This is a genomic window from Streptomyces sp. NPDC090127 (assembly GCF_044746945.1).
Classification (GTDB): Bacteria; Actinomycetota; Actinomycetes; order Streptomycetales; family Streptomycetaceae; genus Streptomyces.
Genome location: NZ_JBIVDE010000007.1, coordinates 44,773 through 60,528, shown reverse-complemented (window position 1 = coordinate 60,528; position 15,756 = coordinate 44,773). Strand labels below are relative to the sequence as shown.

Below are 15,756 nucleotides of genomic sequence, written 5' to 3'. Positions count from 1 at the left end.
GGGCGGGGACACGGTCAGGCGCCCGGCGGGACGCTCCGGCCCGGGCCGCGCAGGAGGGCCAGGGCGGCCCGCGCGGTCGCGTCGTTCTGCCGGAGCGCGAGGCCGTTCCCGCCGGGCCGGGGGAACCCTCCGGGGCCGCGTGCGCCGGTGTGCGGGCCGAGCGCGAAGCGCCGGGGGTGCGGCCTCCCCGCCCGGTCCAGGACGCGGCCGTCGACGGGGTCGACGGCGAGGAGTCCCGCCGGGGTGGCCGCCGCGCCGTCGGTGTGCAGCGCCCGCAGCAGCGCGTCGCGGGTGGTCGCGACGGTGGGCTCGGGGAGCCGGGCCTCGACGAGGGCGCGGGCCTCGGTGGCCCGCCCCGGCAGCGTGGGGCTCTGGGCCCGGAACACCCCGCCCTCGACGGCCACCCGGAGGTCCGCGCCGAGGAACCGTACGACCCCCGCGCGCGACAGGGCGAGCAGGCTCCGCAGGCGCGGGGCGGGCGGCCCGGACGCCAGGGAGCTGAAGAAGCCGTGCCACCAGGTGCCGAGGTCACCGAGCGGCGCGAGCTGTCCGTAGACGCCGAGCAGGGCGTGGGAGAGGGCGAGGTCGGGGCTGCGTGCCGGGTCGCGGCGGCGGGCCAGGTCCGCGGCGACGTACCCGCGCAGGTGCTCCTGGAGCGCCGCCGCGGAGGCGTGGCGCACCCCGGCGAGGGGACGGTCCAGCGCGGCGAGGTCGAGCCGGTCGGCCGGGTCGGGCACGGCGCGGGCGAGGAGGGCGCCGAGTTCGGGACCGCCGGGCGGGCAGGCGGCGTGGGCGCGCTCGAAGGCCGCCCAGGCGAGGCGGGTGCGGTCGGGGTGGGCGGAGAAGAGGCGGTGGTAGTACGCGAAGCCGAGCTCCTTGGCGACCAGCGGCCAGACGTCCCGCCGGAAGTCGAAGCCGCCGGGCAGGGCGAGCAGCCGGTCGACCTCCGCCGGACCCAGATGGCGGGGCAGCGGCGGCCGTTCGCCCACGAGCGGGTACGCGATCTTCGCGTGGTACGGGACGCCTCGCCGCGACCCCACGTACAGGACCGGCTCGCGCCCCGAGGGCACGTACGTCCCGTCCTCGTACCGGCCGCCGCGCCCCTCGGTGAGCAGCACCATGAGGTCGACGAAGGCGAGGCCGAGGCCGCGCACGAGCACGGGCGCACCGGGCGCGAGCCGCGACAGGTCGCTGTCGGCGGTGTACGCGGGCGGCAGGTACTGCAGTCCGTGGCGCGTGGCGTGGGCGGCCAACTCGCGCTGCTCCTGGTCGGGTTCCGCGTCCAGGTGGCCCTGGGCGAGGATGACGGCGTCGGCGGCCAGGGGCGTGTCGAGGCCCTCCAGCCAGACCGTCTGGCGGCCGTTCCACGCTCCCGCGACGCGGAGCGCCGTGCGCCGGTGGTGGTGGACGACGACCCCGGCCGGCAGGGCGGCGACGGCCCGTTCGTAGGCCCAGCGAAGATAGCCGCTGTGCGCGCGGCGGCTGACGAAGGCCCGCGCGTCCCCGCCGGCCCACTCGTGCACGGTGGGTCCGGGCAGGACCGGCCCGGTCATCTCGACACTGGCGTCGGTGAAGAGGGTGACGTCCCGTGCCTGCGAGTTCATCTGGAGGAGCGGCGACTGGTCGTGGCGCCATATCCGGCCGCCGCCGGGCGGGTACGGGTCGACGACGTGGATGTCGAGGCCGGAACCGCCGTACAGCTCGGGCGCGTTGGCGGCGATCCGTTCCAGCACCCCGGTCCCGCGCGGCCCGGCGCCGATGATCACGACGGCCGCGTTCCGCGTCATCGCCCGCCCTCCGCACGTGCCCCAGCAGCCGCCGTCCCACCGGAACGGGCCACGGCCACCTCAGCCCGCCCAGTCCCACCGGCACGGGCCGCGCCGACCACAGCAGCCGCAGTCCCACCGGGACAGGCCACGGCCACCTCAGCAGCCGCAGTCCCACCGGCACGGACCGCGCCGACCACAGCAGCCGCCGTCCCACCGGCGCAGGTCACGGGCACCTCAGCAGCCGCAGTCGCACCCACAGTCACAGTCGCCACAGCAGCCGTCCCCCTCGCCGCAGCAGTTGCTACAGCAGTCACAGCAATCACACCAGCTACCCACGTCGTTGCAGAGCCCCTCGCGGCGCTCCCCGCTCCACGGGTCCTCGTGCCCACAGCACAGCCGGCACGTACACGCCAGGCCCATCCAGACCGCGCACCCGGCCATCAGGCCGCGCCGGCGGTTCGGCGGCTCGGGCGGCTCGGCCCCAGGACCCCCCGGGCCGCCGGGCGCGTACGGATTGCCCGGTACGGGGCCGGGGGCGTGCGGCCCCGGCGGCTGGACGGCCCCGGCTCCACCGACGCCGTGCGCGCAGCTCGTCGTGCCGAAGGCGCGGTCCACCGAAACCCGCAGTTCGTGCGCGAGCAGCACGTGCACCAGCCGGCCGTGCACGAACTCCGCGTCCCGCAGCGCGAGGCGTATGCCGTGCAGCGCGTCGTCCGCGAGCCGACGCGCCTCGGCGAGCGAGGTGCCCGTCGCGGCGAGCGGGTTCCAGGCGCCGGACGCCGCGTCGGCGTCCCGGTCCTCCACGGCGTCCAGCAGGTGGGCGAGGCGCCCGAAGAGCCGGCCCGCCTCGGCGAGCGGCTCGACGTTCCCGGGCCGGCCGGCGAGGACGGCGGTGTGCGCGAAGGCCGCCGCGGTCGCCGTCTCCGTCGGCTCCGTCACGGCGAGGAGGGGCGTGCCGAGCCCGGCGAGCGTCTCGATCCCGGTCTGCCGGTCCACGGCGTCCACGAGGACGGCGGTGTCGAAGCCGAGCGCGTGCCCGGTCCGCGCACCCGCCCGGTCCCAGGACCTGGCGACCCGCCGGGCGGCGGCGGCGACCGGCCGGCGCGCCAACAGTCCGTCCCGGTCGGCGACGTGGTCCCGAACCTTCGCCGAGGCGAGGACCAGCGAGACGGCGGCCGCGAGCCGAGCGCCCTCGCCCCGGGCGACCGGGGCGGTGCGCATGCCGCGCAGCGGGCAGGGACCGGCGGTACGGCGCCCGCCGTCGGCCAGGCCGGTCTGAGCCTCCGTCAGCACCGAGACGATGAGCCCGTCGTAGTTGGTCACCACCCGGGCGAACTGCCCGTGGTCGGCCCGAAGTGCCAGGCAGAGGCCGCAGAGATGGGCCATCCATTCGGCCTTGAGCCCCTCGGTGAGCCGATGGGTGCAGGGCCTGACTATCCCGAACAAGAGACTCCCCCGTGAGTCGCGCGCCCCTGCGGGCAGCGGTGTGGGCATCGTACCGAGCCACCCCGTTCACCCGGACGCGCCAGCCGTCACCCTTCTGGCCCGACTTTCATATTTTAAGTTGCACAGCTCCTGCGGAACCTCCGTCAGGCCCCGCATACCGCAAGTTTCCTGACGAATCGCCAGAAACCGGGCCTCACGTTCTGCACCAGTACCGTCACGAAAACCGCGCGCGCCGACTATCCACTTGGCGCGCGATCCGCATCATGGACGACGATAGGGACATGCGGAACCACAAGTGACCGCGTTGAAAGGAGGCGTCCATGGGATCGGTGCGCAAGGCCAGTGCCTGGCTGGGACTCGTCGAGGACAACGACGAGCGTTACTACGACGACGAGTACGCCGAGGGTAACGAGAGCGCCGACGCCTGGGTGACGGACCCCCGGGTCCGGGTGGCGTCCGACTCGGCCCAGGTGCAGGGCCGCCGGATCGCGACCGTCTCCCCGGACGGGTTCCGGGACGCCCGGGGCATCGGCGAGCTCTTCCGGGACGGCGTCCCGGTCATCGTGAACCTCACCGCCATGGAGCCCTCCGACGCCAAGCGCGTGGTGGACTTCGCCGCCGGGCTCGCCTTCGGTCTGCGCGGCTCGATCGAGCGGGTGGCGACGCGGGTCTTCCTGCTGACGCCGGCCGACACGCAGATCATCAGCGGCGACCCCGCGGGCCGCTCGCAGGACGGCTTCTTCAACCAGAGCTGAGCCCGGGGCCGCCTCGCACCGGGCGGCTCCGGAGAACGCCCACCGATCACCGTCCGGCGCCTCCGGCGCGCCTCAGCGCGTCCGGCGACCGGACGCGGCGGCGGGCTCGACGGGCTCACGGCTGGCCGGCACCCGTACCTCCTCGGGGGCCGACGCCTCCTCGGGGGCCGGCGTCACCAGGTCCTCCGGATCGACCGTGCACTCCATGACGCGCGGCAGCCGCAGCGCCATCAGCGCCCCGACCAGCAGCAGGCCGGCGCTGACGAACAGGGTGATGTGCAGGCCGTCCACGAAGGCGTGCCGGGCCGCGTGGTACAGCGCCGCACCCGCCGGGCCGCCGAGCTGGTCGGCGACCTGGTAGGCCTCACCGAGCGAGTTCGCGGCGGCCCTGCTCGCCTCGGCCGGCACGTCGGGGACGGAGGCCAGGCCGGGGGCGTACGCCGCGTTCATCACGCTGCCGAGCAGCGCGATGCCCATGCCGGCGCCGAGCTGGTAGGAGGTCTCGCCGATGGCCGCCGCCCCGCCCGCGCTCTCCGGTGGGGCCTCGCTGAGCATCGACTCGTAGGCGGAGAAGAGGGTGGTCTGCAGCCCGAAGCCGAGGAGCACGAAGCCGCAGGTGAGCAGGAGCGGCCGGTCGTGCTGGCCCATCATGACGAGCAGCAGCACGGCGGCGGCGGTGAGGACGAAGCCCCAGCCGACCATCCGGCGCGGCCCGATCCGGCGCAGGGTGTACGAGCCGGTGGCGCCGGCCGCCATGGCCGCGAAGGTGAGCGGCAGCAGCCTGAGCCCGGTCTCCAGGGGGCTGAGTCCGAGGACGAGCTGGAGGTACTGGACGGCGATCAGCTCCAGGCCGACCAGGGCCAGCATGGCGAGCACGATGCAGCCGACGGACGTGGTGAAGGCGGCCCGCGAGAACAGCCGCATGTCGATCAGCGGGTGCTCGCGGCGCTTCTGCCTGCGGACGAAGAGGATCAGCAGCGCCGCGCCGAGGAGCAGCGGGGCGCAGGTCGCCGGGGCGAGCAGGTACTCGCCCGCGCCGATCCGCTTCACGCCGAGGACCGCGCCGAGCACGCCGGCGGCGGCCATCAGCGCGCCGACCACGTCCCAGGGGCCGTCGTCGCTCCCCTTGGACTCGGGCAGCAGCCAGCGGCCGAGCGGCAGGATCAGCGCCATCAGCGGGATGTTGATCAGGAAGACCGAGCCCCACCAGTAGTGCTCGACCAGGAAGCCGCCGAGCACCGGACCGGTGGCGGCGCCGACGGCGGCCACGGCTGTCCAGATACCGATGGCGGTGGCCCGCTCGCGCCGGTCGGGGAAGACCGCCCGGAGGATCGAGAGGGTGGCGGGCATGATCATCGCGCCGCCGACGCCGAGCAGGGCGCGGGCGCCGATCAGGACGCCGGGGGCGGTGGCGAGGGCCGCGACGGCCGAGGCGACACCGAAGAGCGCGTAGCCGAGGAGCAGGACCCGCCGTCTGCCGACCCGGTCACCCAGCGTGCCGAAGAGGATGAGCAGCGCGGCACAGATCAGCGGGTAGGCGTCGACGATCCAGAGCAGCGCGGTGGAGCTGGGGCGCAGGTCCTCGGTGAGGGAGGGGACGGCGACGTGGAGCACGGTGGCGTCCAGCGCGACCAGCAGCAGGCTGACGCACAGGACGACGAGGACGACCCAGCGGTTGGCGCCGTCGGCGGCGGCACGGAGCCGTGCCCCGGGCGTGATCGTCCGCTGCATGTACGTACCTCCCAGTGAACCCCTCGCATCGGCGGGCGCCGGCCGGGGGTTCGGATCCCCGGGCGGCCCGGCATCGACGGGCGAGTGAGCAGTCAGCGTACGCGAGTTCGCGGCACGAGAGCGTGGTGCAGCTCTCACCCCGGCGGGCCGCCGGGTGTGTCCTACGCCACTCCACCGGGGCCGCGTGTCGCCTCGAATTCGCCCCGCACAACTGTTTGGGAAATCCCTGGGACGTACAAACAGACTTCCGGAAAGTCACCTGCCCCCCATAGGGATCAAGGTCATCGGATTCTCAGACAGGCGCCAGGAATAAACCCCGCGCTGAGACCTACTCCACATCACATCGTCATCACAAAGACACCGGATCGACCAAGGTCGACACTCACTCCCTGTAACGTCGATTGGGTGCGTACCGACATCTTTGCCCGGCTGGACCGGGAGCCGGAACCGCCGAAGATAGAGGTCCCGGGGATGACCCGCACGCGTCTCGCCCTCTTCGGCGGGACGCTGGCGTTCTATCTCGCCATCGTCGTGGCCGTGCTGCTCTCGACCTGGCTGGTGACCCTCGACTGGAAGATCATGCTCTTCCGGCCCTATCAGCAGTGGCCGGACCTGCACCCCTTCCTCGACTACTACGTCGTTCTCGGCCAGCGCGGCCCGACGGCCGTGATGGTGGCGGCCTGGCTGGGCTGGCGCTCCTGGCGCCAGCACACCCTGCGGCCGCTGCTCACCCTCGGCGCCGCTCTGCTCCTGCTCAACGTCACCGTCGGCGCGGTCAAGCTCGGACTCGGCCGCCTCGGTCCCCACTACGCGACGCAGATCGGCTCGGCCGAGCTCTTCGCGGGCGGCGATATATTCCCTTCCGGCCACACCGCCAACGCGGTCGTGACCTGGGGCATCCTGGCCTATCTGGCGACCACCCCGCGGGCCCGGCGCTATCTCTCGGCGCTCTCCGCCGTGGTCGCGCTCGGCGTGGGCCTGACCACGGTCTACATCGGTACGCACTGGCTGAGCGACGTGCTGCTCGGCTGGGCCGCCGGGCTGCTCATCCTGCTGGCGCTGCCCTGGTGCGAGCCGCTGATCAGCCGGGTGGAGGCCATCGTGCTCAGCGCCCGCGACCGGCTGCGCGAGCAGTTGCGGGCCCGTCGCCGGCTGGTCCCCTCGCTGCCCGTGGCGACCGGTGGGCCGCGCACCACGCTGTACCCGCAGCGCCCGGCCGCGGCCGAGGAGCCGGTCAGGGAGACCGTCGGCGCCCACAGCGGACGGGCCTCGTCCGCCCCACGGGCGGACGGCCGGCTCGCGCCGCCGCTCGCCGGCACCCGGACGCACACGGCCCATGCCGGACACGCGGGGCACTCCGCGCGCCCGGAGCGGCCGCCGGTCGCCCCGGCCGGCAGCCGTCGACCGCCGCGCTCGCGGCCGCTCACCGGCGGCTGAGCGGACGGACGCACCGACGTACCGACACCCCCCACGACAGCGGAAGGGCCCCGGCGAACCCGCCGGGGCCCTTCGTCGTGCGGCCCGCCCCGGAGGGCGGGTCTAGCCGAGCCAGCAACGGGTGACGGTGTCGTCCGCCACCTCGAAGTTGATGCGGCCCTCCAGGTACTCCATCGTGATGATCGAGCCCGGCGGCAGGGAGCGGACCACGCTCCAGCCATGGTCGCGGGCGAGCCGTTCGGCGTGCTCCCGGTCGAGTCCCACATAGTCTTCCGGCGGTACGGGGATGGTCGGCTTGGATGTCATGGGGATCACGTTAGTCCCTTACCGGTCACGCTTGTGTCACAGCTTCTCGACGTATGTTTGACACGCCGACCGTCACTCGTCAGGGCAGTTTCCGGCCGAATCGACGGGAATTGAAGGGCGCTTCGGACAGTTCCCGCGAAGGCTTCCGGAATTCCGTTCCGCCGTCCGGTCGGCCGAATTCAGGGGACTGTGACGCCCGCGCGGTATTCACGATTTCCTCGCAGGACGCGCACACGTTCGGCCGACCGGAGCATCCCGTCGGCCCGCCTCCCCCGTCCCCGCCCCAGAGGCGCGCATCATGTCCGGACGACTCGGAACCGGAGGCGTCGATGGGCACCGACACCGCGACCGCGGCCGTCGAATCACCGCGGGAACGGCATGGGCGGGTCCTGATCGACTGGCTCACCACCACCGACCACAAGAAGATCGGCCACCTCTATCTGGTCACCTCGTTCCTCTTCTTCCTGACCGCCGGGGTGATGGCGATGCTGATGCGGGCCGAGCTGGCCCGCCCCGGCCTCCAGCTCCTCGACAACCAGCAGTTCAACCAGGCGTTCACGCTGCACGGCACGATCATGCTGCTGCTCTTCGCGACGCCCACCTTCGCCGGCTTCGCCAACGAGCTGGTGCCGCTCCAGATCGGCGCCCCCGACGTCGCCTTCCCGCGGCTGAACATGTTCTCGTACTGGCTGTTCCTCTTCGGCGGCCTGATGGTGCTCGGCTCGCTGCTCGTGCCGAGCGGGCCCGCCGCCTTCGGCTGGACCGCCTACGCCCCGCTCAACAGCCTGGAGCGCTCCCCCGGCATCGGCCCCGACCTGTGGATCATGGGCCTCGCGCTCTCCGGCTTCGGCACGATCCTCACCTCGGTGAACTTCCTGGCCACGATCGTCGGGATGCGGGCGCCCGGCATGACGATGTTCCGGATGCCGATCTTCACCTGGAACGTCCTCTTCACCGCGATCCTGGTCCTGATGGCCTTCCCGGTGCTGGCCGCGGCGCTGCTGGTCCTGGAGTCCGACCGGCGGTTCGGCTCGCTGGTCTTCCAGCCCGAGAACGGCGGGGCGCTGCTGTGGCAGCACCTCTTCTGGTTCTTCGGCCACCCCGAGGTCTACATCATCGCGCTGCCGTTCTTCGGGATCGTCAGCGAGATCATCCCGGTCTTCGCCCGCAAGCCGATCTTCGGTTACGCGACCCTCATCGCCGCCACCATGACGATCACCGGCCTCTCGGTGGTCGTGTGGGCGCACCACATGTTCGCCACCGGGGCGGTGCTGCTGCCGTTCTTCTCGCTGCTGTCGTTCCTGATCGCCGTGCCGACCGGGGTGAAGTTCTTCAACTGGACCGGCACGATGCTCAAGGGCTCGCTCTCCTTCGAGACGCCCATGCTCTGGTCGGTCGGCTTCCTGGTGTCCTTCCTCTTCGGCGGGCTGACCGGCGTCATCCTGGCCTCGCCGCCGATGGACTTCGCCGTCACCGACTCGTACTTCGTCGTCGCCCACTTCCACTACACGGTCTTCGGCACGGTGGTCTTCGCGACCTTCGCCGGCTTCACCTTCTGGTGGCCCAAGTTCACCGGCAGGATGCTCGACGAGCGCCTGGGCAAGGTGCACTTCTGGACGCTGTTCGTGGGCTTCCACATGACGTTCCTCGTGCAGCACTGGCTCGGCGCGGAGGGCATGCCCCGGCGGTACGCCGACTATCTGGACGCCGACGGGTTCACGGCGCTCAACACGGTCTCCTCCATCGGCGCGTTCCTGCTCGGCGCGTCCACGCTGCCGTTCCTCTACAACGTGTGGGTCACCGCCCGCTACGCGCCGAAGGTCGAGGTGGACGACCCCTGGGGGTTCGGTCGCTCCCTGGAGTGGGCGACGTCCTGCCCGCCGCCCCGGCACAACTTCGACGCGGTCCCGAGGATCCGCTCCGAGTCACCGGCGTTCGACCTGCACCACCCGGAGTTCGTGGCCTACGAGCGGTTGCGGCTCACGGCTCCGGACGCTCCGGCCCCGGATGAGCCGCCGAGTCCGCCGAGCGATCCAGCGAACGGGACAGCCGGTCCCTGAGCACCCGGACCCAGTCGTCCAGCTCCGCCGGGGCCACCACCTCGAACTCGAGGCCCAGCATCAGCACATGGACGACCATGCCGGCGAGGCTGCCCGCACCCGCGCGCAGCAGACAGGCGCCGTCCCCGTCGGGCTCGAGCACGCCGTCCATCGGCCCGACGGCCGCGGCCGCCTCGGCGAGCGGGACGTGCAGCCGGATCGTCGCCTCGGCCGCGTAGGCCGCACGGGAGACGCCCTTCGCGACATAGGCGGCCAGGTCCTCGGCGGGCGGCTCGCGGGGCGGGAAGCGCGGGCCGTGCGGCGGCCTCGGCTCGATCCGATCGGCCCGGAACGTACGCCAGTCGCCCCGGTCCACGTCCCAGGCGACCAGGTACCAGCGGCGCTCGGTGCAGACCAGGCGGTGCGGCTCGACCGTGCGGCGGGTGGCCGCACCGCCGTGGTCGCGATACGCGAAGCGCAGCCGCTCGCTGTCCCGGCAGGCGTTGGCCAGCTCGGTCAGGACGGCCGGGTCGACCACGTCGACGGGGGTGCGCAGCATCGGCACGGTGAAGGCGTTGAGGGTGCTCACGCGGCGGCGCAGCCGGCCGGGCAGCACCTGCTCCAGCTTGGCCAGGGCGCGTACGGAGGCCTCGCCGATGCCCTCGACGCCCTGCCCGGCGGCCGTGCGCAGCCCGACCGCGACGGCGACGGCCTCGTCGTCGTCGAGCAGCAGCGGCGGCAACTCGGCACCGGCGCCCAGCTGGTAGCCGCCGCCGGTGCCGGGGCTGGCGTTGACCGGGTAACCGAGCTCGCGCAGCCGGTCGACGTCCCGGCGCACGGTCCGGGTGGTCACCCCGAGCCGGTCGGCGAGGTCGGCGCCGGACCACTCGCGGTGGGCCTGCAGCAGCGAGAGCAGACGCAGCAGCCGTGCGGAGGTCTCCAACATGGCCCCGAGTCTGCCAGCCCTCGCGGACAGCCACGGTCCTCAACGGCGGCTGCGCGCTGCGGGCTCTGCGCCGCGGCCCGTCCGCCGCGGGCCGTACACGACGACCGCGGCTCGGAGGACCGCGGCTCGGACGACCGCGGCTCGGACGACCGCGGCTCGGACGACCGCGGCTCAGCGGAAGCGGCGTACGAGAACCCCGATCCGGCGCTTCAGTTCGTAGCCGGCGTCGACCAGGGTGCCGACCGCGCGGTGGCGGGTCTCGCGCAGCCGGCCGTGGGCGCGGCCGCTCGCGCCCCGGGCGACGAGTTCGCTCCAGATCTCCTCGTGACGGGCGGCGATCCGGACCGGGTCGAAGCGCTCGGACGCGGTGAGCGCCGCCCGCGCGGTCTTGGCGCGCAGTTCGTCGTCCTCGATGAGTTCGAGCAGGGCCCGGGCCACGGCGGGGGCGTCGTCCACCGGCACCAGCCGGCCGTCGACCCCGTCCTCGACGATCTCCCGGGGGCCGTACGGGCAGTCGGTGGAGACGACCGGCAGCCCGCACCGCATCGCCTCGACGAGGGTCATGCCGAAGGACTCGCGCCGCGAGGTGACGGCGGCGATCGAGCCCTTGGCCCACTCCGGTTCCATCGGGTTGGCCATGCCCATGAGGAAGACGTTCTCCCCCAGGCCGAGCCTCTCGATCTGCCGGGCGAGCGCCGGCCTCGTGTCGCCGCCCTGGTCGCCCTCGCCGTAGATCCGCAGCTTCCAGTCCGGGCGGGCCGCGACCACCTCGGCGAAGGCGTCCACCAGGACGTCGTACCGCTTGACCGGGGTCAGTCGGCCCGCCGCGACGACGATCTTCGAGGCGGGGTCGGCGGGCGGGAGGCCGGGCGTGGGCACGCTGTTGGGCACCGCGTCGATCCGGACCCCCGGCAGCCGCAGCCGGGTCCGGTACGAGCGGGCGTCGGCCTCGGTGACCGTGGTGACGGCGTCCAGGACCGCGTACCGATGGGCGATCTCGCGGCGCAGCCGGTAGGTGTGGCCGTCCAGGATCAGGTGCTCCTGGCCGACGAGGACCGGCCCGCGCCGGGTCTGCCGGGCGAGGTGGACGTTGAGCCCGGGCCGGGTCGACACCACCACGTCGGCCTCGACGGACGCCAGGTGCGCGCCGATCCGGGCGTCGGTGAGCGCGCTGTACTGCTTCCACCGGCCGTCGCCGCGCGGGAAGACCCGGGCCGGCCGGGAGATGTCGGGGTGCTCGCCGTCGTAGTCGGGGCTGTTCCCGCGCAGGTCCACGAGGTGACGCAGGGTCACGCCGGAGGGGACGCCGAGCACCGGCTCGTCACGGTGCCGGAACACCGAGACGATCTCCACCTCGTGTCGCTCGGCCAGCACCTGGGCGAGGGTGAACGTCGTCCGGATGGTGCCACCGATGTGGTACGCGTTGTGGAGCAGGAACGAGATGCGCATCGGGCTGCGGGTCCCCCGTGGTCAGTCGGTCGATGAAGAGCGACTGTACTGCGGTGGGCGCCCAGGTCGACGGGCGGTCTCCTCCGGGGCGGTCTGCTCACAGCCGGACCACGACGTGAAGCGGCTCACCGCCGGAGGGGAAGTGACGGTGAGCCGCGTCGCGAACGCCCGCGGCCGCCCGCCGTGTTCAGGGCCGGCAGCGCGGCGAGGGTGCCTCAGCAGGAGGTGTCTCAGCGCAGCGCGGTGAGCGGGGAGATCCGCAGCATCGTGCCGACGAGGAGCCGGTTCGGGTCCGCCCCGACGACGCTCCGGTTCGCCTTGTGCAGCGCCTGCCAGCCGCCCGCGATCCCGAACCTCCGCGCGACCGAGCTCAGCGTGTCGCCCGGCTGCACCACATGCGCCCGCCCGCTCAGCCCGTACCGCTTGGAGCAGACCGGCCAGGCCGCCCACCCCTGGGTGCGCAGCACCGCCTCGGCGACGGTGATCTGCTGCTGACGGGTCGCCAGGTCGGCGCGCTCGGCGTACCGCAGTCCGCCGTGCTCGACCCAGGTGGGCTGCCAGAACTGCAGCCCGCCGTAGAAGCCGTTGCCCGTGTTGACGTGCCAGCGGCCGCTGCTCTCGCACAGGGCGACACAGCCCCACGGCCACTGGTCCTTGGCGCAGGCGTACGCGGGGGCCCCGGGGGCCGCCGCCACACGCCGCTCCACCGCGACCCGCTCCACCGCCACCTGCCGCACCGCCGCCCGCTGCCCGGCCGGCTGGTGCGCTGCCGGCTGGTGCGCGGCCGCCGTCGCCGGGGTCGGAAGGAGCGTCATCAGCGCGGCGGCGGCTGACGCACCGGCTGTCCACCATCTGATCATCGTCATCGCGGCAGGCTAGGCAGGTGACGGGCGGCGCGGCCCGGTGCCGCGCGGGAGGACACGCGTGCCCCACCCGGTCGGAGTCACACAAGTTGCCTCACCCGGACGCGTGACCCCGGCCGAGCCTTCCCCGTTGAACTCGTCATGAGACGTGCCGGGAACCGCCCGGCGTCGCACGTACCGAGTCCAGGGAGCCCCCCGTGCCGCGCATGCTCGACGTCAGCGAGGACGTACGCGCCGAGATCGGCGACGAAGAAGCCGACCGGCTGCTCGCCGGCGACAACGCCCCGGGCAGCTACGACTGCACCTCCTGCCGCACGCCGGGCGACTCCGAGCAGGAGCGCACGAGCACGGTGCTGTTCGTCGGCGAGGAGACCGCCGTCCTGGCGTTCGCCCACGCCAGCTGCATCCCGTCCCAGGTCGTCAAGGTCGCCGAGGAGCAGTTGCAGGGCGCCGTGCGCTCCATCGCCGCGACCGACGCGGCGGACGAGCTCGCCGCCGCCCACCCCGAGCAGGCGGTGCTGGGTGTCACCAGCGGTCTCGTCCTGATCGGCGGCGAGCTGCACCCGGCTCTGGTCGTCGAACCGACCGCGCCGGTCGCCCGCCCGGGTACGGACGGGCTGAGCGACGAGTTCCTGCCGCTCCTGGTGGAGCAGGGCTTCCAGCCGATCGCCGACGTGAACCAGAAGCCGGCCACGCTCCCGGGCTGGTCCGTGCTGGTCGCCATGGGCCAGCTGCACTCGGTGCTCCAGCCGGGCACGGGCGGCAGCGGGCAGGCCGCCTGGTGGCAGGCGCACCAGCCGCTCCAGGTCACCGAGGGCTGGCGCGCGGCGGCCAACAAGTCGCACACGGTCCTGGTCTTCGCCGCCCCGGTCGGCTCGATCGGCCAGCAGCCGCGCGAGGACCTGCTGCGCGACGCCCTGGAGAAGGCGGCGGCGAACGGCCGTCTGGTGGCGGCCGCGATGCCGCTGGCCGGCACGTGACGGAGCACGGGCGCCCCGCCTTAGGACCCCCGTACGTCCCTGGTGGCGCGGGGGTTCCGACCGTGCCCCGGCCCCGGCGGGCGTCTCTTTCGGAGAGCCGCCCGCATCCGACGGAGGGCGGGGTCGTTGGCACATACGTGCACACATACGACCCACCCCGCCAGCCCTGTCCGAGTCCGATCCCGTCCATGCGCCCGGCGCAGGACCTCGTGGAAGGTCAGTCGGCGACGCCGATCTACGACGCGCTCTACTCGGAGTACCGCCGGTCCTTCCGCGCGCTGCCGGGAGACCGCAGCGGCGAGGAGGACCTGGGTTTCCGGGCCTTCGGGACGCAGGTGGGCGCGGGACTGTACGGAGGCCAGGGGCACGGGCTGCACCGGTACACGGCGCAGCCGACGGCGTGGTCGGCGCAGCACCACGTTCCGGCGGCACTTCCGCCGGGGCCCCGCAGGGGGCTGTAGGACCCGGCAGCGGGAGACAGCGGTACGGCGGAGGGCCGGGGCACATCGCCCCGGCCCTCCGCCGTTCTTCCTTGCCGCTGTCCGGCTACTTCTTGCGGCCGCGCTTCTCGCGGACCCGCACCGAGATGTGGATCGGCGTGCCCTCGAAGCCGAACTCCTCGCGCAGCCGGCGCTCGACGAAGCGGCGGTAGCCGGCCTCCAGGAAGCCGGAGGAGAAGAGCACGAACCGGGGCGGCTTGGTCCCGGCCTGCGTGCCGAAGAGGATGCGGGGCTGCTTGCCGCCGCGGATCGGGTGCGGGTGGGCGGCGACCAGCTCACCGAGGAAGGCGTTCAGCCGGCCGGTGGGGACGCGGGTCTCCCAGCCGGCGAGCGCGGTCTCGATGGCCGGGACGAGCCTGTCCATGTGGCGGCCGGTCTTCGCGGAGACGTTGACCCGAGGAGCCCAGGAGACCTGCTGCATCTCGGTGTCGATCTCGCGCTCCAGGTAGTAGCGCCGCTCCTCGTCGAGCTCGTCCCACTTGTTGTACGCGATGACGAGCGCGCGGCCCGACTCCACCGCCATCGTGATGATGCGCTGGTCCTGCACCGAGATGTTGTCGGTGGTGTCGATCAGGACGACGGCGACCTCGGCCTTCTCGATCGCGGCGGCCGTGCGCAGGGAGGCGTAGTAGTCCGCGCCCTCCTGGAGGTGGACCTTCTTGCGGATGCCCGCGGTGTCGACGAACTTCCAGGTCTTGCCGCCGAGCTCGATCAGCTCGTCGACCGGGTCGCGGGTGGTGCCGGCCAGCTCGTTGACGACGACGCGGTCCTCGTTGGCGACCTTGTTCAGGAGCGAGGACTTGCCGACGTTCGGGCGGCCGATGAGGGCGATGCGGCGGGGGCCGCCGATCGCGTTGCCGAAGGTCTGCGCGGGGGCCTCGGGCAGGGCCTCGAGGACGGCGTCGAGCATGTCGCCCGTACCGCGGCCGTGCAGCGAGGAGACGGGGTACGGCTCGCCGAGGCCGAGCGACCACAGGGCGGTGGCGTCGGCCTCGCCGGAGGGGCCGTCGACCTTGTTGGCGCACAGGACGACGGGCTTGCCGGCGCGGCGCAGCAGCCTGACGACGGCCTCGTCGGTGTCGGTGGCCCCGACGGTGGCGTCGACGACGAAGACGCACGCGTCGGCGGCCTCGATGGCGTACTCCGCCTGGGCGGCGACGGAGGCGTCGATGCCGAGGACGTCCTGCTCCCAGCCGCCGGTGTCGACGACCTTGAAGCGGCGGCCGGCCCATTCGGCCTCGTAGGTGACGCGGTCGCGGGTGACGCCGGGCTTGTCCTCGACGACGGCCTCGCGGCGGCCGATGATCCGGTTCACCAGGGTCGACTTGCCGACGTTGGGGCGGCCGACGACGGCGAGGACGGGGAGCGGGCCGTGCCCGGCCTCCTCGATCGCGCCTTCGACCTCCTCGACGTCGAAGCCCTCTCCCGCGGCGAGCTCCATGAACTCCGCGTACTCGGCGTCGCCAAGTGCCCCGTGGTCGTGCTGGTCGTTCATGAAGTCCGTTCCTTGATCATTCGTGGTCGGTGGGTCCCCG

The 15,756-nt window shown here is 73.3% G+C and carries 13 protein-coding genes; 5 read left to right on the top strand and 8 right to left on the bottom strand.

Annotated features, from left to right (window positions below):
• Positions 1 to 14 precede the first annotated feature (14 nt).
• Both ACIPPS_RS24870 and ACIPPS_RS24865 read right to left on the bottom strand, forming a co-directional pair.
• Entirely contained in the window at positions 15 to 1,787 is a 1,773-nt protein-coding gene (locus tag ACIPPS_RS24870) for an FAD/NAD(P)-binding protein (protein ID WP_401435992.1), read from the bottom strand.
• A 216-nt stretch (positions 1,788 to 2,003) separates the two neighbouring features.
• On the bottom strand, positions 2,004 to 3,215 hold the full coding sequence (locus ACIPPS_RS24865; RefSeq protein ID WP_401435989.1) for a DUF5685 family protein: 1,212 nt from the start codon (positions 3,213 to 3,215) through the stop codon (positions 2,004 to 2,006).
• Positions 3,216 to 3,535: 320 nt separating this feature from the next.
• Between ACIPPS_RS24865 and ACIPPS_RS24860 the strand changes: the two genes are divergently transcribed.
• The gene (locus tag ACIPPS_RS24860; RefSeq protein ID WP_401435987.1) at positions 3,536 to 3,970 is read left to right on the top strand and encodes a cell division protein SepF; all 435 of its coding nucleotides are present in this window, start codon (positions 3,536 to 3,538) and stop codon (positions 3,968 to 3,970) included.
• A 72-nt stretch (positions 3,971 to 4,042) separates the two neighbouring features.
• Here ACIPPS_RS24860 and ACIPPS_RS24855 read toward each other — a convergent pair whose 3' ends face one another.
• On the bottom strand, positions 4,043 to 5,701 hold the full coding sequence (locus tag ACIPPS_RS24855) for an MFS transporter (protein WP_401435984.1): 1,659 nt from the start codon (positions 5,699 to 5,701) through the stop codon (positions 4,043 to 4,045).
• Between the two features lie 405 nt (positions 5,702 to 6,106).
• Here ACIPPS_RS24855 and ACIPPS_RS24850 point away from each other — a divergent pair, with 405 nt between their 5' ends.
• Complete coding sequence (locus ACIPPS_RS24850) at positions 6,107 to 7,138, top strand: phosphatase PAP2 family protein (protein ID WP_401435982.1); 1,032 nt, start codon at positions 6,107 to 6,109, stop codon at positions 7,136 to 7,138.
• Between the two features lie 102 nt (positions 7,139 to 7,240).
• Here ACIPPS_RS24850 and ACIPPS_RS24845 read toward each other — a convergent pair whose 3' ends face one another.
• Positions 7,241 to 7,444, bottom strand: coding sequence for a proteinase inhibitor I78 (locus tag ACIPPS_RS24845; RefSeq protein ID WP_401435980.1), 204 nt, complete (start codon positions 7,442 to 7,444; stop codon positions 7,241 to 7,243).
• Positions 7,445 to 7,773: 329 nt separating this feature from the next.
• Here ACIPPS_RS24845 and ctaD point away from each other — a divergent pair, with 329 nt between their 5' ends.
• Positions 7,774 to 9,504, top strand: coding sequence for a cytochrome c oxidase subunit I (gene ctaD, locus ACIPPS_RS24840; protein WP_401435977.1), 1,731 nt, complete (start codon positions 7,774 to 7,776; stop codon positions 9,502 to 9,504).
• Here the strand turns inward: ctaD and ACIPPS_RS24835 are convergent.
• From ACIPPS_RS24835 to ACIPPS_RS24825, 3 genes are all read right to left on the bottom strand, one after another.
• The gene (locus tag ACIPPS_RS24835) at positions 9,425 to 10,429 is read right to left on the bottom strand and encodes a helix-turn-helix transcriptional regulator (RefSeq protein WP_401435974.1); all 1,005 of its coding nucleotides are present in this window, start codon (positions 10,427 to 10,429) and stop codon (positions 9,425 to 9,427) included. The two genes, ctaD and ACIPPS_RS24835, sit on opposite strands and share 80 nt — an antisense overlap.
• Positions 10,430 to 10,600: 171 nt before the next feature.
• Positions 10,601 to 11,878 (bottom strand): glycosyltransferase family 4 protein, encoded by a 1,278-nt coding sequence (locus tag ACIPPS_RS24830; RefSeq protein WP_401435972.1) that lies wholly within the window; start codon positions 11,876 to 11,878, stop codon positions 10,601 to 10,603.
• 230 nt (positions 11,879 to 12,108) lie between these two features.
• On the bottom strand, positions 12,109 to 12,744 hold the full coding sequence (locus ACIPPS_RS24825; RefSeq protein WP_401435969.1) for a transglycosylase family protein: 636 nt from the start codon (positions 12,742 to 12,744) through the stop codon (positions 12,109 to 12,111).
• 194 nt (positions 12,745 to 12,938) lie between these two features.
• Here ACIPPS_RS24825 and ACIPPS_RS24820 point away from each other — a divergent pair, with 194 nt between their 5' ends.
• Positions 12,939 to 13,721, top strand: coding sequence for a hypothetical protein (locus tag ACIPPS_RS24820; protein ID WP_401435967.1), 783 nt, complete (start codon positions 12,939 to 12,941; stop codon positions 13,719 to 13,721).
• A gap of 188 nt (positions 13,722 to 13,909) precedes the next feature.
• Positions 13,910 to 14,182 carry a hypothetical protein gene (locus ACIPPS_RS24815; protein WP_401435965.1) on the top strand — a complete coding sequence of 91 codons (273 nt, stop codon included), beginning with the start codon at positions 13,910 to 13,912 and terminating at the stop codon, positions 14,180 to 14,182.
• 85 nt (positions 14,183 to 14,267) lie between these two features.
• On the opposite strand, the gene der is transcribed toward ACIPPS_RS24815, so the two are convergent.
• A complete protein-coding gene (gene der / locus ACIPPS_RS24810; protein WP_401435963.1) occupies positions 14,268 to 15,716 on the bottom strand; it encodes a ribosome biogenesis GTPase Der in 1,449 nt (482 codons plus the stop codon).
• Positions 15,717 to 15,756: the final 40 nt, after the last annotated feature.